Origin of the sequence: Ferruginibacter sp. (genome assembly GCF_028288465.1) — a bacterium.
In the GTDB taxonomy this organism is placed as follows: Bacteria; Bacteroidota; Bacteroidia; order Chitinophagales; family Chitinophagaceae; genus Ferruginibacter.
Map to the genome: position 1 here is coordinate 290,050 of NZ_JAQBNR010000001.1, position 18,905 is coordinate 308,954.

Annotated in this window: 14 protein-coding genes; 11 read left to right on the plus strand and 3 right to left on the minus strand. The window is 40.5% G+C overall.

Annotated features, from left to right (window positions below):
• Positions 1-228 precede the first annotated feature (228 nt).
• Positions 229-2,385 (plus strand): methionine--tRNA ligase, encoded by a 2,157-nt coding sequence (gene metG / locus JWR61_RS01210; protein WP_301926051.1) that lies wholly within the window; start codon positions 229-231, stop codon positions 2,383-2,385.
• A 285-nt stretch (positions 2,386-2,670) separates the two neighbouring features.
• Here the strand turns inward: metG and JWR61_RS01215 are convergent, their stop codons facing one another.
• Positions 2,671-4,410 (minus strand): LTA synthase family protein, encoded by a 1,740-nt coding sequence (locus JWR61_RS01215; protein WP_301926052.1) that lies wholly within the window; start codon positions 4,408-4,410, stop codon positions 2,671-2,673.
• A 195-nt stretch (positions 4,411-4,605) separates the two neighbouring features.
• Here JWR61_RS01215 and JWR61_RS01220 point away from each other — a divergent pair, with 195 nt between their 5' ends.
• Entirely contained in the window at positions 4,606-5,406 is an 801-nt protein-coding gene (locus JWR61_RS01220; RefSeq protein ID WP_301926053.1) for a hypothetical protein, read from the plus strand.
• 189 nt (positions 5,407-5,595) lie between these two features.
• On the plus strand, positions 5,596-7,977 hold the full coding sequence (locus JWR61_RS01225; protein ID WP_301926054.1) for a 3-hydroxyacyl-CoA dehydrogenase/enoyl-CoA hydratase family protein: 2,382 nt from the start codon (positions 5,596-5,598) through the stop codon (positions 7,975-7,977).
• A 24-nt stretch (positions 7,978-8,001) separates the two neighbouring features.
• Here JWR61_RS01225 and JWR61_RS01230 read toward each other — a convergent pair whose 3' ends face one another.
• Positions 8,002-9,090, minus strand: coding sequence for an aromatic ring-hydroxylating dioxygenase subunit alpha (locus tag JWR61_RS01230; protein ID WP_301926055.1), 1,089 nt, complete (start codon positions 9,088-9,090; stop codon positions 8,002-8,004).
• A 178-nt stretch (positions 9,091-9,268) separates the two neighbouring features.
• On the opposite strand from JWR61_RS01230, the gene JWR61_RS01235 reads away from it, so the two are divergent.
• From JWR61_RS01235 to JWR61_RS01245, 3 genes are all read left to right on the plus strand, one after another.
• A complete protein-coding gene (locus tag JWR61_RS01235; protein ID WP_301926056.1) occupies positions 9,269-9,922 on the plus strand; it encodes a peptidase M10 in 654 nt (217 codons plus the stop codon).
• Positions 9,923-9,996: 74 nt separating this feature from the next.
• The gene (locus JWR61_RS01240; RefSeq protein ID WP_301926057.1) at positions 9,997-10,884 is read left to right on the plus strand and encodes an ABC transporter ATP-binding protein; all 888 of its coding nucleotides are present in this window, start codon (positions 9,997-9,999) and stop codon (positions 10,882-10,884) included.
• 14 nt (positions 10,885-10,898) lie between these two features.
• Positions 10,899-11,723: an ABC transporter permease subunit gene (locus tag JWR61_RS01245; RefSeq protein ID WP_301926058.1), complete on the plus strand. Its 825-nt coding sequence runs from the start codon at positions 10,899-10,901 to the stop codon at positions 11,721-11,723.
• A 91-nt stretch (positions 11,724-11,814) separates the two neighbouring features.
• Here JWR61_RS01245 and JWR61_RS01250 read toward each other — a convergent pair whose 3' ends face one another.
• Positions 11,815-12,738: a TIGR01777 family oxidoreductase gene (locus tag JWR61_RS01250; protein ID WP_301926059.1), complete on the minus strand. Its 924-nt coding sequence runs from the start codon at positions 12,736-12,738 to the stop codon at positions 11,815-11,817.
• 193 nt (positions 12,739-12,931) lie between these two features.
• On the opposite strand from JWR61_RS01250, the gene JWR61_RS01255 reads away from it, so the two are divergent.
• From JWR61_RS01255 to JWR61_RS01275, 5 genes are all read left to right on the plus strand, one after another.
• Positions 12,932-14,449, plus strand: coding sequence for a hypothetical protein (locus JWR61_RS01255; RefSeq protein WP_301926060.1), 1,518 nt, complete (start codon positions 12,932-12,934; stop codon positions 14,447-14,449).
• A 79-nt stretch (positions 14,450-14,528) separates the two neighbouring features.
• Complete coding sequence (locus JWR61_RS01260) at positions 14,529-15,509, plus strand: DUF6427 family protein (RefSeq protein WP_301926061.1); 981 nt, start codon at positions 14,529-14,531, stop codon at positions 15,507-15,509.
• Positions 15,510-15,594: 85 nt separating this feature from the next.
• The gene (gene purQ / locus JWR61_RS01265) at positions 15,595-16,266 is read left to right on the plus strand and encodes a phosphoribosylformylglycinamidine synthase subunit PurQ (protein WP_290339141.1); all 672 of its coding nucleotides are present in this window, start codon (positions 15,595-15,597) and stop codon (positions 16,264-16,266) included.
• Between the two features lie 93 nt (positions 16,267-16,359).
• Entirely contained in the window at positions 16,360-16,809 is a 450-nt protein-coding gene (locus JWR61_RS01270) for a protein-disulfide reductase DsbD domain-containing protein (RefSeq protein WP_301926062.1), read from the plus strand.
• A 16-nt stretch (positions 16,810-16,825) separates the two neighbouring features.
• Entirely contained in the window at positions 16,826-18,850 is a 2,025-nt protein-coding gene (locus tag JWR61_RS01275; protein ID WP_301926063.1) for a protein-disulfide reductase DsbD, read from the plus strand.
• Positions 18,851-18,905: the final 55 nt, after the last annotated feature.

Below are 18,905 nucleotides of genomic sequence, written 5' to 3' on the forward strand. Positions count from 1 at the left end.
CTGCGGAGGTTTTTCTTTGTTTGGGGATTGCACTTGCTTTAGGTAAATTTGCAGCGTTTATATTTAATTTAGTCTGCATGTTTGCAAATTAACATGTAAAGAAGGGAAGAGCATTTATTACCTGCAGGTTGTTTTGATTTGAAAGCGTTTAATATTGAATTGATGTAAAAGAGTGCGACGCCAATGAAGCTTAAATAGTAGTACAACAGACAGGACAAAAAAAGCATTATGACAGAACCAAAAAGATATTTAATTACCTCGGCATTACCTTATGCAAACGGTCCAAAACACATCGGCCACTTGGCGGGGGCTTATTTGCCGGCAGATATTTATGTGCGTTATTTAAGGGCGCAAAAAAAAGATGTGGTGTATGTATGTGGCAGCGATGAACATGGTGCTGCTATTACCATACAGGCGATGAAAGAAAATACAACTCCAAGGGCCATTGTAGATAAATACCACGCCATGCTGAAAAGCAATATGGCCGACCTGGGTATTTCGTTCGATATTTATCACCGTACATCTGAGCCCATTCACCATGAAACGGCCCGGGAGTTTTTTACCTATTTAAATGACAACGGCGACCTGGAAGTAAAAGAAACAGAGCAATATTTTGATGAGGAAGCCAATACATTTTTGGCTGACCGCTACATTGTAGGTACCTGCCCGGTGTGTGGCAATGAAAACGCTTACGGAGATCAGTGTGAAAGATGTGGGACCTCTCTTAGCCCGGAAGAATTGATTAACCCGAGGAGTACTTTAAGTGGCAATGCGCCGATTAAAAAAGCGACCAAACACTGGTACCTGCCATTAAACCGTCATGAAGAATTTTTGCGCCAATGGATATTGACGGATCATAAAGATGACTGGAAAGCCAATGTGCTTGGCCAATGTAAAAGCTGGCTGGATGCAGGTTTGATGCCAAGAGCGGTAACACGTGACCTTGATTGGGGCATTGCTCTTCCACAAAATGTGGAAGGAGCGAAGGGCAAAGTATTATACGTTTGGTTTGATGCCCCCATCGGTTATATCAGTGCTACCAAGCAATGGGCGCTGGACAAGGATAAAGACTGGAAACCTTACTGGTACAATGAAGATACCAAGCTGGTACATTTTATAGGCAAGGATAACATTGTGTTTCATGCGATCATATTTCCCGTAATGCTGAAACTGCATGGGAATGTGTTACCGGATAATGTACCGAGCAACGAGTTCATGAATCTGGAAGGAGATAAGATGAGCACCAGCCGCGGATGGAGTATTGAGATGGATGATTACATCAACGACTTTGTAAAAAAAGAAAATGGTGGCGACCAGATGGTGGATGCATTGCGCTATTACCTTACCGCCATTGCGCCGGAAACCAAGGACAGTGAATTTACCTGGAAGGGTTTTCAGGATGCAGTGAAAGGCGAGCTGGTGGATGTATTTGGCAATTTTGTAAACAGGGCTTTTGTGCTGATGCATAAATTGTGTAAGGGGAAAGTACCACCATTGCATGCAGCATTGCTGGATGAAACAGATAAGACTTTACTGCAGGAAATAGCGCAGACAAAAGTTACCATCAGCGGCTTGCTTGAAACATATAAGTTCAGGGATGCACAATATGAAGTGATTGACCTCGCCAGGAAGGGCAACAAATACATGCAGGAAAAGCAACCCTGGATTGTGGCGAAAAGTTTGGAGACCAATCCTGCAGGGCAGCAGTTAATTGATAATTGCCTGCATATTTGTTTGCAGTTAACGGCTAACCTGGCCGTGTACATCAATCCCTTTTTACCACATGCGGCCAAAAAAATGTGTTACATGATGAAGGTGGTGGAGAAAATGCTGGACTGGTCAAATGCAGGTAAACCCAACTTATTGAGTGTAGGCTATTCATTGCGGGAACCACAATTGTTATTCAGAAAAATTGAAGATTCGGAAGTTACAGAGCAGGTAGAAAAATTAAAGATTAAAAGCGAAAAAATTAAAATGGAAAAAGAAAACAAGGAAGCAGCAGAAAAAGTAACTGTAGCTGAAACAGCCGCTGCTATTGAAGTGACTGAAGCAAAGAAGCCTGAAATTAATTTTGAAGATTTTGCAAAAATAGATTTAAAAGTAGGTACCATCATAGCTGCTGAAAAGGTAGCCAAGGCAGATAAATTATTAAAGCTTGAAGTAGATTTGGGCGCTGAAGTAAGAACTATTGTGAGCGGCATCGCTATGCACTTTGATCCTTCTGCAATTGTTGGAAAACAGGTTACTGTAGTCACCAATCTTGCACCACGAAAAATGAGGGGCATAGAAAGTAACGGGATGATATTAATGGCCGAAGATGCAGATGGTAAATTAAAATTTGTAAACCCGGATGAAGCGGTGAAAAACGGTAGTGGGGTAAGTTAGTAGTAAATATTTTCTGCCGGCAGAGGTATTTCAATATATCATTGTTGTGTCACTCTCTTATACTTTTCCAGCTTTGTGCAGCGCCTTCGATTCAGCGAATATTTTTATTTTGACGAGCCTGAAATTGCGGTCTGCCCATCGGTGCCGATCGCAATTTCAGATGGTGATTTGCTGTTAATACTCATAGTTAAATCCCAGCGATAAAGAGCTTCAATTATAGATTTGACGCACTAACATTTTAATCCTGCTACCAATCTTAAAAAACGAGGGCTGCAATTTCCGGTGTCAATTACTAATATGCTTGTTACGGTAATGTGCAGAAGCTGTTTGCAGAAAAGCCTTCATGCGTAAGGCCATGCTGTCAATGCCGGTTGTATAGCGGGGTTGGGACAGCAGATTATGTTGTTTCCGGGTATCTGTCAGGTAATCAAAATAATACAATGACTTTCCTTCAATGGCATTAAAGCCCAGTACATATTCGTTATTGATGGCCTCATACACTGCGTTGTTCATCTTGGTAAAAACAGTCCGGTTGGGCTGTAATATAGTATCAGTCAGGCTTGTGCCATAACTCAACACACTGTCTTGTTTACTGCCTGTCTGCAAAATAGTGTTCACCACATCCAGCTGACTTACGGGGGAAGCAATCGTGCGTTTGGTTTCTTTGCCGGGTTCATAAATAAACACCGGTATTCTAAATCCACTGGTTTCGTCCAGCTTTACATTGTCTGCATCCGGAGTAGCCCAGTGATCTGCGCAAAAAATAAATACCGTGTTCTTATACCAATTTTTTGTAGCAGCTTCTTTAAAAAACTGCTGCAGGCAATCATTGTAATACGCCATCGTTTTCATAGAAGGTGTGGTATTTTGCCGGGGATATCTGTCATTAAACGATTTAGGCAAATCGTTGGGGTAATGTGTGCTGATATTGTACTGTGCCGCAAAGAAAGGCTGTTGCATTGCGGCTATCTTTTGTTGCATAAAAGAGAGTACATATTCATCGTGTAAACCCAGGCTGTGCTTTTCCATTTGCCGGTACCCAGGGATATCTTTCATGCAATAATAATGCTGTATGCCCAACCATTTGCAACATTGCGCAAATCCCATATCATCATAATTATCGCCAATAAAAAAAGAAGAACTGTAATTATTTTTTGCCAGCAATTTTCCAACCTCACTTCGCTCCATGGATAAAAAATTGGAATGATACAAAGGAATATCAGTCAATGTTGGCAATCCGGCAAGTATAGCGGTAATTCCTTTGTTTGAGCTGTAAGAAAAACTAAATGCGTTACTGAAAAAAGTACTTTTATTTACAAGGCTGTCTATAAACGGCATTGCTACTTTGTACGGGCTGCTCTTGTCGAAAAAATCATATGGGATACTTTCCATAATAAACAGCACGATATTTTTTTTATCAGTCACTCCAGCTGTTTTATTTTTTTTCCATGCAGGAAACAACAGGGCAGCCTGTTGTGGTGACATATAATTTGCGGCCGGTAAAGCAGTTTCATTTTGCCTGTAAAGGGAATAGATAAAAGTATGAAAAGAGTTTTGTGCCAGCGGCAATTGAACAGGCTCCAGCTGGGTTAGCGGATAAGACGGCAGTGTTTTTTTTGTGCCATTCCAAAAAAAGAGCAAGGTAAAAAGCAGTAGTAAAATAAGTGTCAGTATAAAGGGTTTACCAGTTGCGGCTGGGTGTAATAGTTTGGATAAGTTGCTGTGTACAATCCAGGCTATTGTGATACTGGCCGATACAATCAGCAGTACGAGCAACAAAACAGTAAATGTGCTATTGGCAAAAGGATTTCGTAAAACATACAGCAGGTCGGCATCGGCCCGTTGGAGGTGAAAACGGAAGTAAAAAATATCTGCCAGGTTCAGCACAATCAAAAGGGTGTCAGCTAATGTAAAAATTAATAAAAGCGGCAAGGCAATTAGTTTTTTTTGAACCAGTTGAGTAGCCGCTGAAATAAAAATAAACAATGGCAGGTGAATGAGGGCAATGCAAAAAATATCATACAAAACAGACCATTTAATTATCTGAAATGCATTTTTTGCATCAACTACCGACCAGCCGTTAGCTACACGATAATTATAAAAAAAGAAAACACATTTTAAAGCGCCTAGTAAAATAAGTAGCTTTGAAAAAAACAGTAGGGATGTTTTTTCTTTGATGAATGTGTTTTTTAAAGTAACCAAGCCGGGGGCTTTATTTAAATGAAGAAAAGTTATTTTTTACTGAACAAATATACACTCTCAGTGCTCATATTGCTGATATGCCTGGCGGCAGATATTATTTTGCATAAAGGTATGAGTCGTGTGCTGGTACCAAAATCGTTCACCATAAATCGTAGCCCCCAATATTTAAAATTACGTGAGCAGCCTTTGGTAGTGGCCAACAAAAAATGGAGCAAGGCAGTGAATACGGTTCAAAAAATGGAGCAGCTTCCTGCAGGTACGGCCGGACTCGAAATGGATGTGTATTTTGACACCAGTAAAAATAAATTGCTGGTATATCATGATTCATCTGAAAGCAATCATCCTTTTATAGAAGAGATTTTAAATGTATATAAAGCCAGGCAACTAACGGCTTCTATCTGGTTGGATTTTAAAAACCTGACACCTGTCAACAAAGAGAAGTCTCTGCGATATATTTCGTTTTTGCGGCAGCAATACCAGCTCCAAAACAAGGTCATTATTGAGTCTTCTGTGCCGGAGTGTTTGCCGGATTTTTGTGATAGTGGTTTTTTTACGAGTTATTATACACCATTTTTTAATCCCTACCTGCTTACTGAAAAGCAAATTACCTCTGTTATTGACACTATTGCCGGCAACCTTACAAAATATCCTGCGAGCGCCTTATCGGGTTACTATTTTCAATACCCTATGCTTAAAAAATTTTTTCCGAACTACCCGGTTCTTATATGGGCAGAAAAAGACAGGTACAGCTTTGTAAGTAATATTTTCAACTATTCCCTGGGCAGCGATGCTCAAGTTAAAATTGTACTTTATCCCTGATAATTTAGTGCAATAACCAGCCATCCGTTTTTGGACAATGAGCCAATTCACTTAACTGATTTAGTTTCCAATCATACATTTATGCAGTGATTTTTATTTTTCGCATAATTTAAAAATGCTACCTTCGAATTTCAAAATAGTTGTTTAACTAACTAATTTTGCCAATCCCCAACGGGCTAAAAAATACATATGAAAAGAATCATCAAAAAAGTAGCGGTATTAGGAAGTGGTGTAATGGGCAGCCGCATTGCCTGTCACTTTGCCGGTGTGGGCTTGCAGGTTTTATTGCTTGATATGCAACCAAAGGATTTACCCGCGGATGCAAAGCTTGCTGACAAAAATAAAATTGTGAATGATGCACTGACCGCAGCGATTAGATCAAATCCTTCGCCGGTGTATACAAAGGATGTTGTAAAAAAAATAACAACTGGTAATTTCACGGACAACATGAAGGACATTGGCGGTTGCGACTGGGTGATTGAAGTAGTGGTAGAAAGACTGGACATTAAACAAGCGATTTTTACAGAAGTTGAAAAATACCGCAAAGCCGGAACGTTGACAAGTTCCAACACATCCGGCATTCCAATTCACCTGATGGCCGAAGGCCGGAGCGATGATTTTAAAAAACATTTTTGCGGTACGCATTTTTTTAACCCGCCCCGCTATTTGCGTTTACTCGAAATTATTCCGACTCCTTTTACTGATCCAGGTGTGGTTAGTTTTTTGATGGATTACGGCAGCCTGCAATTGGGTAAAACTACTGTTTTATGTAAAGACACGCCGGCCTTTATCGCCAACCGAATTGGCGTATTTGGCATGATGGCGATAATGAACACCATGGAAAAACTGCAGCTATCGGTAGATGAAATTGATTCACTGACCGGCCCCGTTATCGGTCGCCCCAAATCAGCCACTTTCCGCACCGCTGATGTGGTAGGTATTGATACGCTGGTAAAAGTGGCCAAAGGTGTATACGATAATTGCCCCGATGATGAGGCGAAGGAACAGTTTGTTATCCCATCCTGGTTAAATAAAATGGTAGCGAATAACTGGCTGGGCGATAAAACCGGGCAGGGATTTTTTAAAAAGATGCCGGCAACAGCTGGCGGCGAAAAAGAAATACAGGTGCTGAATCTTTCAACACTGGAATATGAACCCCGCAAAAAGCCAAAGTTTGCCACAATTGAAACTGCCAAACCAATCGACGATTTAAAATTGAGGTTAAAAGCATTGTGTGCCGGTACAGATAAAGCAGGTGAATTTTACCGCTTGTTTCACTATCATTTATTTGCCTATATCTCTCACCGTATCCCTGAAATAAGCGATGAGTTGTACCGCATAGATGACGGCATGATGGCTGGCTTTGGATGGGAGATTGGTGCATTTGAAAGCTGGGATGCGCTGGGTGTTGCTAAAACTGTAGAAGCCATGAAGGCGGCTGGTTTCCAGGTTGCCCCATGGGTGGAAACAATGCTGGCTTCTGGTGCAGCTACCTTCTACAAAATTGAAAATGGAAAACGTTTATACTACGATGTTAACTCAAAAAATTATAAGTCTGTCCCAGGGGGCGATGCATTTATTGTAATGAAAAATTTTGCCAATGAAACCATCTGGAAAAACAGCGCCTGCAGAACCTACCATTTGGGAGATGATGTACTTGGACTGGAATGGTACACAAAAATGGGGTCCATCGGTGGCGAAGTATTGGAAGGCATTCAAAAATCAATTGCACTAGCAGAAGATAAGTATAAAGGCCTGGTAATTGCTAATGACGGCGCCAATTTTAGTGCAGGCGCAAACGTTGGGATGATTTTTATGCTGGCCATTGAACAGGATTATGATGAGATTGATATGGCCATCCGGATGTTCCAAAATACCATGATGCGGGTGCGTTATTCAGGCATACCCGTGGTGCTGGCACCACATGGACTGGCTTTGGGTGGAGGTTGTGAAATTTGCCTGCATGCTGATAAAGTGGTCGCTGCGGCGGAGACATACACGGGCCTGGTTGAGGCTGGCATCGGTGTAATACCCGGAGGTGGTGGTACCAAAGAGTTTGTGTTAAGGGCGGCTGACGAAACACAGGAAGGTGAAGTAGATATTCTTACCATACAAAATCGTTTCCTTACCATTGCAACCGCCAAAGTGGCAACCTCTGCTGCAGAAGCTTTTGAGATGGGCATTTATCGTAAAGGCCGCGACCAGGTAAGTATCAACCCCGGGAGAAGAGTTGCAGAAGCCAAACAAGTGGTGATCGACCTGCACAGCGATGGTTATATTATGCCAGTACAACGCACGGATATTAAAGTGATGGGCCGGTCTGCTTTAGGTACTTTGCTGGCGGGTATTAATGGAATGAACAAAGCAAACTATGCCACTGCACACGATGTTACGGTAGCTAAAAAATTAGCCTACGTAATGTGCGGAGGCGATTTAAGCGAACCTACCCTGGTAAGCGAACAATATCTTTTAGACCTGGAGAGGGAAGCGTTTTTAAGCCTTACCGGGGAGAAAAAAACGCTTGAAAGAATACAGAGTATCTTGAAGAGCGGTAAGCCGCTTCGCAACTAGCAACAGTCACAACGGTAGGGCAGCTCATCGATTTAAACTCTCCGCAAGGAGACGGTGGAAGTGATGCGTGCCCTGTTCTCTTGTAACAGAATAACGGCCCTGCTGGTAAAACCTTGATATAATACCTTTTTGAACATTTTGTACAATTTCTTCATCTTCCATTTCAACTTTATCCAGGTCGCTGCCGGCACCTTTATCATACAATTCCTCTTTCCATATAAAAGTTAAAAATGCAACTTTGGTTTTATTTACTTCTACCGGACTAACGATATTTACCGACAAACCCCAGGGATAGAAATTAAACATCATATTGGGATATACCCAAAAATAATAAGCTGCTACCTTGGTACCATAATCAACAGAACTTTCCGGTAAATCAAAACACGCTGCACCGTCTTTACTTACGCCAAGTTGCAGACTGGCTTTGGCATAAAGTTCTGTTGTATAATCGCCAAAACTCAGTGCAGTGTTTAAGGATGCGTGCACAAAAGGAATGTGAAAGCCTTCCAGGTAATTTTCGCAGTACAAGGCCCAATTAGCATCTATGTTAAAAGTCTTATCCAGATCAGGACGATAAATAAATTCATGAATTGGTAACCAATGCATGCGCTCCATCATCTCGCTAAAATAATGGGAAGCAGTTTCTTTTTGGTGCAGGCTGGTAAACAATAAATTGCCCCAGCTGAATAAGGGTAATACCGGGAGGTTGTCCGCCTCGGCGGGGAAATTTTCAACCTCTTTAAACTCGGGCATTGAAATGAATTTGCCGGATAACTCAAAAAGACGTCCATGATATTTGCACCGCAGGTTAGTGGCCTTACTGCATTGCTTGTAAGCAATCAAATTCCCTCTGTGCGTACATACATTACTCAGGCAATGCACTCCGCCATCCGAATCTTTTGTAAGCATCAGTGGTTCATTCATATAATTCTCCAGCAAGGTGAAGGGTTGTACGTCGCCATTAAATTTTACCATTTCTTTACTGCCAATGAATTGCCAGGAAGGAGCAAATATTTTTTCTTTCGCCGCGTCAAATACTATTTTACTGGTGTACACATCGGTTGAAATGGTACTGGCTTTGGCTATGTTGGGGTGTACCCAGTAGTTGCTCATAAAACAAATTTACCCAAGTTAAAAAATATAATCTCAACCCGGGTAAATAATCTCTTAAAATCAAGTTCTTGACCCCCAGGATGATTAGACAACAGCGATAGTAAAAGGTGTGTGGGCAATTGTTCGCCTTCACTTATTCCGCCCTTCAGGATGAAGAATAAAAGTGTAATTTTACATCATGGGCGAAGCAGAAATTAAACCAGCCAGCCAGCAGCTTTGCATTTATTCCACATTGTTTTTTTATGGCGATGCGGCTAATGACGCTCTTAGCCTGGCAATTGTGAAAGATATAGCCGAACATTGGAACGAAGCCGGAGGGAAAGTAAGGATTAAAAATGCCGTGTATAACGTGGTCTTTAATATTGAAGGCATCTGGGCAAAGTCGTTAACGCCTGAGATGATTTTTGAAAACACCAGCCGTCGCAATAATTATTTCAGGGTTGAAGCATTTGCCAGTGGTAATATTTCTTTTGTAGATGGAGTAGGATGTAATACAGGGTATTTTTTACTGGATAACCTGCTCAACAATTCCACTACAGCGGCGCATGAATATGGCCATACTATCGGCCTCGATCATCCGGACATATTGGATATTCGTGGTAAGGGAACGCCGGGTATTATGTATCCGAGAGGTACAATTGTTGATCCGCAATTTCAGTACAGCCCTGTAGCAGCACCACTGGCCCCTGGCGGAACCCTCAATCCCTTTACCAGGAAAGTGTTGCAGGAAGATATCGACAACCTGCAGTTACAACGCCTTGCTTATAACCGGAGCGGCATTGCCATGATCGGAAATTTCAGCAATATCTGGCACCAGCAACACGAACGGTAATTGCCACTGGTCCCATTTGCGTCCTTCCACGGTGATAAAATCCCTTATCTTCAAACCCTAATTGCAAATAACTTATGTCGATTCTTTCTGTTGATAACTTATGTAAGAATTATGGAGCAGTGCAAGCCCTGAATGGCGTTACATTCAGTGTTCCGAAAGGTTCGGTGTTTGGTATACTGGGGCCTAATGGAAGCGGTAAAACCACCATGCTCGGTATTATCATGGACATTCTAAAACCCACTGCGGGCAGTTACACTTTATTTGATACCACACCGGATGAAAACAGCCGGAGGAAGATTGGTACTTTTTTGGAAACTCCTAATTTCTATCATTATTTATCTGCTGTAAGAAATTTAAAAATCACTGCTGCCATTAAACAAAGAGGTGATGAGGATATTCTGCAGGTGCTGGAAACAGTGAATCTTACAGAGCGTAAAGATTCCCGTTTTAGTACCTATTCATTGGGGATGAAACAACGGCTCGCCATTGCGTCTTGTTTATTGGGTAATCCGGATGTGTTGATTTTTGATGAACCAACCAACGGACTTGACCCAGTGGGCATTGCAGAAATACGGGAGTTGATAAAGCAATTACGCCAGCAAGGAAAAACCATTATTATGGCCAGCCATTTACTGGACGAAGTTGAAAAAGTATGCACGCATGTGGCTATTTTGAAAAAGGGAAAACTCATTGCAGCCGGGGATGTAAATGAAATTTTAGCCAATGATGATATTGTTGAATTGGGAGCACCCGATATGGAAAAGCTAAAAAATATTATTGGCCGTTTAACCGGTTACAACGATATAAAAGAACATGATAATTTGTTGCAGTTGTTTTATCCGGTTGGCACTACCAACCTGGAAAGCATTAACCGTTATTGTTTTGAAAACGGGGTGGTGCTGAATTATATGCAACTTAAAAAGAAAAGCCTGGAATCTAAATTCTTTGAACTGACTAATTAAAACAGTTGTTTTTTATGATACAATTATTGAAGATAGAATGGCTGAAAATTAAAAATTACAATGCCTTCATTATACTAAGCAGTTTTTTTGCATTGGGCGTAGTAGCCGTTAATTATGTGGCTTTCAGCGTATATAAAAACATGATTAGCGAGGTGAACGCAGCAAAAATGATGAGCTCATTTTCGCCATATGATTTTGACAGAACCTGGCATACAACAAGTTATTTTGCCGGTTGCATTTTGCTGCTGCCTGGTTTATTAATTATTATGCTGGTTACAAACGAATTCACCTATCGCACGCATCGTCAAAATATCATCGACGGATGGAGCAGGAAACAGTTTATTGAAGTGAAGATTGTGTTAGCAATAATTGCCGCATTGGCAAGCACGGCGTTAGTCATCCTGACTGCCTTGGTTTTTGGCCTGGCATCGGGCACCTCTTTTTCGCTGGAAGGATTTTCATTCACCGGAATTTTCTTTTTAAAGGCTCTTACATATAATATGGTGGCTTTGTTAATCAGCGTACTGATAAGGCGTACAGGTTTTGCGACCGGTATGTTTTTTATCTACATGGGTTTTGAAAATTTCGTGTCGCAGCTACTCGATATCTGGAGCATCAAATTAAGAAGAGACAATACCATTGATCTTGGCAGTATGGGCGATTACCTGCCCATGAACGCAGCTGACGGCTTACTAACTTTTCCTGATAATCCCGTAAAAAGCCTGGCAAGGGGTGTGCTGCCAACTGATTATACCTCGGTAGTAATGGTATTGTGCGCTGCTTACCTGGTACTGTTTTGCTGGTGGAGTTATAACCGGATTATAAAAACCGATTTATAGATGGTTTCACTCCAGGGGGAACAAAGAAAATATTTGACGCAACATATTAACCCTTTTGTATCCCATATACTTAGCGTTCTTTGCGGGACTATTACTTGTGACACAATTGCTTTAAAGCACCGCTGATAGCAGGGTATAAAAAGGAAAAACCAGCCTGTTGAATTTTTGCAGCGCTTACTGTAGTGCTTTTTAAAACTTCAATACTTCTTTCGCCCATCATTAATTTTAACACCATTACAGGTACCTTAATTGGTATAAACCATTTACCGTTCATTTGCTTTGCCAGTTCAATCGTTAAGGCTTTATTGGTAACGGGCGCAGGCGCCACTGCATTATAAACGCCTGACAGATATTCATTTTCTATCGCGGAGATATACATCCTGCAAAGATCATCCACATGTATCCAGCTAACCATTTGCTTTCCCTCACCTAATATGCCAGCCACGCCAAGATGAAGCGGTTTCTTAAATTCTGCCAGCGCTCCACCAATGGCACTTAGTACAATCCCGGTACGAAGTTTTACAAGCCGTATCCCCAGGTCCATAACAGCATCAATACTCTGTTCCCACAACCTGCAGGTATTGCCGAGAAAATCGTTTGCGGGCAGATCTGTTTCCGTAAATGGCTTGCCGCTTTTATCTGCACCATACCAACCAATGGCAGATGCGCTTACAACAGTTTTAACTTTATTAGCACTTTTTTTTAAGCTGCTAACTAATAAACTGCTGCTATCTGTTCTACTGTCCAGTATTTCTTTTTTATAAGCCTCAGTCCATTTCTTATCAACCACACCAGCGCCTGCAAGGTGTATGATATGATCCGCGGTTTTTATTGCCTCCATATCAATTGTTTGTTTTTTAATATCCCACGCTGCATAGGACAGGCCCGGGGTTTTCACAACTTCATCAGGCAGTTTCCTGCTTAATACAATTACACTGTAATGTTTTTGTAACAACTGGTGCGTAATAGCTTTACCAATCATTCCGGTGCCGCCCGTTATTAATACTGTCTGCATAAAAATTTTATTAGATAGCCATTTGAAGATGAAAAAACAGCGCAGGTGAATGAGCATACTTATACCGCGGGTAAATTTTTAACATAAATAAAACACTGGTTATAATTATGTAAAAACAAAAGTTCCACCATCTTGTTTACAAATTATTAAAAGATTATAGCTTAATTTTAAATTATAAAATTGCCGCATTACCATGAAAGGAAGAGTCTCGTTTATTGCCATGTTGTTTTTATTGCCCCTGTTTTCGCAGGCGCAAAAAATTTCTTACTCGGATGTGTTAAAAGAGAATAGCCGCGACATGGATTTTGAAATTGTAGGTAAAGTAAGCGGAAATATACTTGTATTCAAAAATGTGAGTTCAAGGTATGCGATTTCTGTTTACCAGGGCGATATGGAACTAAAGGAAAAGGTGGACCTTGACTTTATTCCTTCCAAAGCATTTAATGTTGACTTTGTTGTGTATCCTGATTTTTTTTACCTGATATACCAATACCAAAAAAGGGGGGTGGTATATTGTATGGCTGCTAAAATTGACGGCAATGTCAAAAAATTAAATGAGCCTGTTTTACTGGATACCACGCAGGTAGGTGTATTTGGCGACAATAAAATTTACAACGTGGTAGCCAGTGAAGACAAGCAAAAAATAATGGTTTTCAAAATACAGAAAAAAGACGACCGCTTTAATTTTGCAACGTTGTTATATGACAATCAACTGCAGCCCATACATAAAAGCCGCCAGATAATGGACTACAATGAAAGAAAGGATGTCCTGAGCGATTTTTTTGTAGACAACGATGGAACTTTTGTATTTGCAAAATCAATTAAGTCGAGTGCCAGGGATGATATTGGTACACTCGATCTGGTTACCAAACCTGCGATGCAGGACACGTTTACTTACCGGGTGCTGCCGTTGAATAAAACGTATATAGACGAAGTGAAAATTAAAGTGGATAATGTCAATAAAAGGTACGTGCTCAGCTCATTTTATTATGGAGAACGTCGTGGTAATATAACTGGCATTTATGCTTCTGTTTGGGATATAAAAGGGGATAGTATCTATACAAGTGTTTTTAATCCGCTGCCGGATAGTGTGCGGAGTATCGCCAAAGAAAAAGGCGGGTTGAAATATGCCTTTAACGACTTTTTTATCCGCAACCTCATCTTAAAAAAAGATGGTGGATATTTGTTGGTAGCTGAAGATTTTTCGGCCCAAAGTACGGGTAACAATCAGTGGAACCGGTGGGACTACCTCTATAACTCTCCCTTCTCCAATCCTTATTATTACAATTTTTACAGCCCATATTATGGTGGTTATTACAGGCCGTATAATAGTTTTAATAATTATTACAATAACCGGTATTATTATTATAATATTTTAGTGCAAAGCATAGATAACAAAGGGGTAACCGAATGGAGTAATATCATTCATAAAGAACAATTTGCAGATATAACGGATAATTATTTGTCTTACGCTACTTTTAATACCGGCGCAGGAATTCATTTCTTATTCAATAATTCAGATAAAAGAAACCCGTTACTGATTGACAATGTTATAGCCGGTGACGGTACTTTAACCAGGAATCCCAGCCTGAAAAGTTATGACAAAGGTTATGAATTTATGATACGGTATGCCAAACAAACCGGCGCCCGGCAAATGATTGTGCCTTGTTCTTACCGCCAGCAGATATGTTTTGCCAAAATTGATTTTTAGGCACTGCCATTAGTTTTGGAATGATTTTTTAAAGCCACAATTAATGTGCACTTTTGCAGTGCATAAAACAGATCCTTACGTGACAGGCACATTCAAGGCCAACAATCCTTACAATACATTTTTGCTGCTGGTATACGGGCTGCTGCTGAAGTTGCCTGTTTTTTTGCATCCCACCATACCAATTCCCCAACAAACGGATGGTTTTCTATTTAAGACACTGCTGGCCCAGCTTGCACCGTTAGGAAGAAATGTGCCGGTAATATATTCTTTTATCAGCTTTATTTTTTTGTACACGCAGGCCATAACTTTCAATAAACTGGCTAACGACCAGCGTTTAATGCAAAAGCCAAATTACCTGGCTGGAATGGCCTACCTGCTGATAACTTCACTCTTTAAAGAATGGAATGTACTATCTGCACCGCTTATTGTTAATACGCTGCTGATATGGGTTTGGGCTAGTATGAGCGGGCTGTACAATAACAAAAATGCAAGGTCGGCCCTGTTTAACATCGGTATTATTATAGGAATTTCTACTTTTTTTTACTTTCCCTCTATCGCATTTGCTATTTTAATTATTGTCGGTCTTACCTTAACACGCCCCTTTAAATTGGCAGAGTGGCTGATTGCATTGCTGGGTATTATTACTCCTTATTATTTTTTGTTATCCTACGTTTTTTTGGCAGATAAATGGAAAGGATATAAGCTGCCCGGCTTTTCTGTAAGTCTGCCTGTTTTTTACAAATCTTACTGGGCTTCCGCAGCCATGATTATAGTACTGTTTGCTACCGTAATCGGAATATTCTACGTACAACAAAATTTCAGGCGCCAGCTTGTGCAAACCCGTAAAAGCTGGACGCTGGTATTTTTGTATTTGATCGTAGCTATATTTATTCCCTTTATAAACACCGCTCATAGTTTTGAGTATTGGATATTGTGTGCTGTACCACTATCAGCCTTTGTGGGAAGCGCTTTTCTGTATCCTCAAAAAAAATGGTTTCCGTTGCTATTGCACTGGCTGATGGTAGGTTTTGTAATTGCGTTCAGCTACTTCGAACAATAATTAAAATGTAATTGTATTTTTGCTCCTGATTTACAATAAAATCAAGGCAAAGCTTTCTCAATAAAAATTAAACACAAACACTAGTATGAAATTTGGCGTAGTAGTTTTTCCCGGCAGTAATTGCGATAGAGACATGATAGAAGCTCTAAAAACCGACCTTAAACAGGAAGTAGTGGAGCTTTGGCACAAGGATAAAGACCTTAGCATGTTTACTACTGATGATTGCATTGTGTTGCCGGGCGGTTTTAGTTATGGTGATTACCTGCGTTGTGGCGCCATCGCCAAATTTAGCCCGATGATGCAAAGTGTGATTGAATTCGCCAATAAAGGTGGTAAGGTGCTTGGTATATGCAATGGGTTTCAAATTTTGTGCGAAAGCGGTTTATTACCAGGCATACTGCTACGAAACAGTCACCAGCAATTTGTTTGTAAAAATGTTTTTATAAAAGAAGCGGCATCTGAAACCTGTGAAGCGCTTAAAATTCCCGTGGCGCATGGTGAAGGCAGGTATTTTGCGGATGATAAAACACTTGAAGAGCTGGAAATGCATCGCCAGATTATTTACCGCTATTGTGATGATAAATGTACTGTTAACAGTGAAGCCAATCCCAATGGAGCTATCCATAACATTGCAGGAATCTGTAACAGGGAAAGAAATGTATTTGGCATGATGCCTCACCCAGAGCGGGCCTGCAGCAATGTATTAGGTAATGAAGATGGCAAAAAAATATTCGCTCACTTATTTGGAATTAATTAACAGCTGCTTAACCCAACTGTTTAACAGTGTTTAACATCTTTAAAAACTAATTGGCCGTTACTTTGTTGTACTTCCACTTAAAAGATAACAAAAATGAAAAAAATAGTAACCGGTATTTTATTAACCTTATTATTAAACGTGGCAACGGCACAGCAAAAAATAAGCTGGAGCTTCACAGCAAAAAAACTGGCTGATAACCGGTACGAATTACACATGACAGCAACACCACCTTCAGGCTGGCATGTTTACTCTCAAACAACTCCGGAAGGCGGCCCGATACCCACAGAATTTAAATTTACCAATAACGGGCTGGTTACTGTTGCAGCTGCAAAGCCGAAGGAAGTAGGCAAGCTGGTATCTTACTTTGATAAAAATTTTAAAGTAGATGTGAAGTATTTTGAAGGTAAGGTTGATTTTGTTAAAACGGTTACGGTAAAGGGAAAGATCAAAACCAATGTTAGCGGAACTGTTGAGTCGATGATTTGCAATGACAGAACCTGTATGCCGCCTACTACCGAAAATTTCAATATCGCATTAAACTAGCAGTTACAATTTTAAAATGATAAAACATATCGTATTATCGGGATTGAGTTTTTTTATATTACTCGCCATTACTGCACAGGACCAACAACCTGTGCAGTTTAGTTTTAGCAAGGAAGAGAAAGGCAAAGGAGAATTTATTTTGCATATTAAAGCTAAGCCATCCCCTGGCATAAAATTGTTTTCAATTAAGAAAATTTCTGCTGATTTACCTGTAAATACTGCTATTCAGTTTGATTCAACTATTCAAAACTATTTAGCCGACAGTATTGTTGAGAAAGGAAATATGCAAACGAAAAATGATGCGGCGTTAAATAATGCTGCCATTCATTTTTATACCGATTCGGTAGAATGGTTACAGAAAGTAAAATTAAATTCAGGAGACAGTATCCGCATAAAAGCTAACATTAATTATTATTATGAAAAGGGCGAAAGCGTGGAATCCGCCGATCAAATGGTTTCCATGCAGTTTGAATATAAAGAAAACACTTCTGCCGTAAAAACTGCGGTGGTGGCAGATGAAGGATTTGCCAGCAAATCGTGGATAATATTGCTGATGCTGGGTATGGGAGCCGGGCTGCTGGCTTTTATAACGCCATGCGTTTATGCGCTGGTACCTGTTACAGTTAGTCTGTTTTTAAAAAGAAGCAAAACGCCTTTGCAGGGAAGAAAGAATGTATTATTTTATGCGGTATCTATCATCCTTATTTATTCTGCCATCGGTGCGTTGGCTTCGGTGGTACCAAAAACATTCTGGAATAATTTATCTACTCATTGGATATTCAACCTGTTTTTATTTTTGATGTTCCTTGTTTTTGGATTATCTTTTTTAGGTGCTTTCGATATCAATCTTCCGTCTTCCTGGGCCAATAAACTGGATAGCAAAAGTAATTCCAACAGTTATCCGGGCATTTTCTTTATGGCTTTTACTTTGGTGGTTGTTTCGTTCAGCTGCACGGGTAATTTTGTGGCCTCCATCTTAGGATTGGCGGGCGGTAAAGCGGGCAATTTGGGCCCGGTCAGTGGCATGTTTGGTTTTGGGTTTGGTCTGGCATTTCCATTTATCATTTTTGCTTTTTTTCCTAAGCTGTTGACCGTATTAACCAAAAGCGGTGGCTGGCAAAATGCTTTGAAAGTAACACTGGGCTTTGTAGAGCTTGCTTTTGCTCTTAAGTTTTTAAGCAACGTAGATGTGGCAAAAAACCTGCGCATCTTAGACAGGGAAGTATTTATTGTATTATGGGTGGTAATTTTCTCCCTGCTGGGTTTTTACCTGTTGGGTATACTGACTTTTAAGCATGATAGTGAATTGCCCAAGAATGATTGGGGGTTACAATACGTTCCTATACCAAGGCTGATGCTGGCCATAGCTTCGCTTGCATTTTCTGTTTATTTAATTCCGGGTTTGTGGGGCGCTCCTTTAAATGCAGTTTCTGCCTTTGTTCCCGCAATGGGTACCCAGGATTTTATTTTGTACAATCAAACGGAAAAACCAGCCTTAACTATTGATAATGGTCAGCCTGCTTCAGCGGCGCTGCCGCCTGTAAAATATGTAAAACGTCTAAGCAATTATGAGCCGCTGGCAGCCAAACAAAATAACCTGACCATTTATTACGATTACAATGAGGCACTTGCTGCGTCCAAATTGCTGCACAAGCCGGTGATGATTGATTTTACGGGTATCCAATGCGTCAATTGCCGGAAGTTTGAAGCATCTATCTGGCCGGATAAAGAAGTGATCAGTAAAATGAAAAATGATTTTGTTGTAGTGTCTTTATTCAGCGACTATGATGACGAGGAATTGCCCGACAATGAAAAGTTTTTTTCCAAAGTATTAAACGGGCAGGTGGTAACGGTAGGAGATAGAAATGAAGATTTACAACAACAATTGATACAGGCCAGCGGCCAGCCCAATTATGTGTTTGTAGACAGCGAAGGCAAATTATTGGTGCCAGGCGGTTATGGCTATGATCCGACAAAAGGAGCAAAAGAATTTGCAGCCCATCTCGACAAAGTATTGGGTATATATAAAAAGCAACTTTAACATGCTGGAACTGTGTATAAAAGTAAAACCCTTCAATTTTGAAGGGTTTTACTTT

Coding starts and splice junctions, on each gene's coding strand:
- JWR61_RS01235 (WP_301926056.1), top strand. CDS start 9,269: ATGGGCGAAGCAGAAATTAAACCAGCCAGCCAGCAGCTTTGCATTTAT.
- JWR61_RS01270 (WP_301926062.1), top strand. CDS start 16,360: ATGAAAAAAATAGTAACCGGTATTTTATTAACCTTATTATTAAACGTG.
- JWR61_RS01220 (WP_301926053.1), top strand. CDS start 4,606: ATGAAGAAAAGTTATTTTTTACTGAACAAATATACACTCTCAGTGCTC.
- purQ (WP_290339141.1), top strand. CDS start 15,595: ATGAAATTTGGCGTAGTAGTTTTTCCCGGCAGTAATTGCGATAGAGAC.
- metG (WP_301926051.1), top strand. CDS start 229: ATGACAGAACCAAAAAGATATTTAATTACCTCGGCATTACCTTATGCA.
- JWR61_RS01245 (WP_301926058.1), top strand. CDS start 10,899: ATGATACAATTATTGAAGATAGAATGGCTGAAAATTAAAAATTACAAT.
- JWR61_RS01230 (WP_301926055.1), bottom strand. CDS start 9,090: ATGAGCAACTACTGGGTACACCCCAACATAGCCAAAGCCAGTACCATT.
- JWR61_RS01225 (WP_301926054.1), top strand. CDS start 5,596: ATGAAAAGAATCATCAAAAAAGTAGCGGTATTAGGAAGTGGTGTAATG.
- JWR61_RS01275 (WP_301926063.1), top strand. CDS start 16,826: ATGATAAAACATATCGTATTATCGGGATTGAGTTTTTTTATATTACTC.
- JWR61_RS01250 (WP_301926059.1), bottom strand. CDS start 12,738: ATGCAGACAGTATTAATAACGGGCGGCACCGGAATGATTGGTAAAGCT.
- JWR61_RS01255 (WP_301926060.1), top strand. CDS start 12,932: ATGAAAGGAAGAGTCTCGTTTATTGCCATGTTGTTTTTATTGCCCCTG.
- JWR61_RS01240 (WP_301926057.1), top strand. CDS start 9,997: ATGTCGATTCTTTCTGTTGATAACTTATGTAAGAATTATGGAGCAGTG.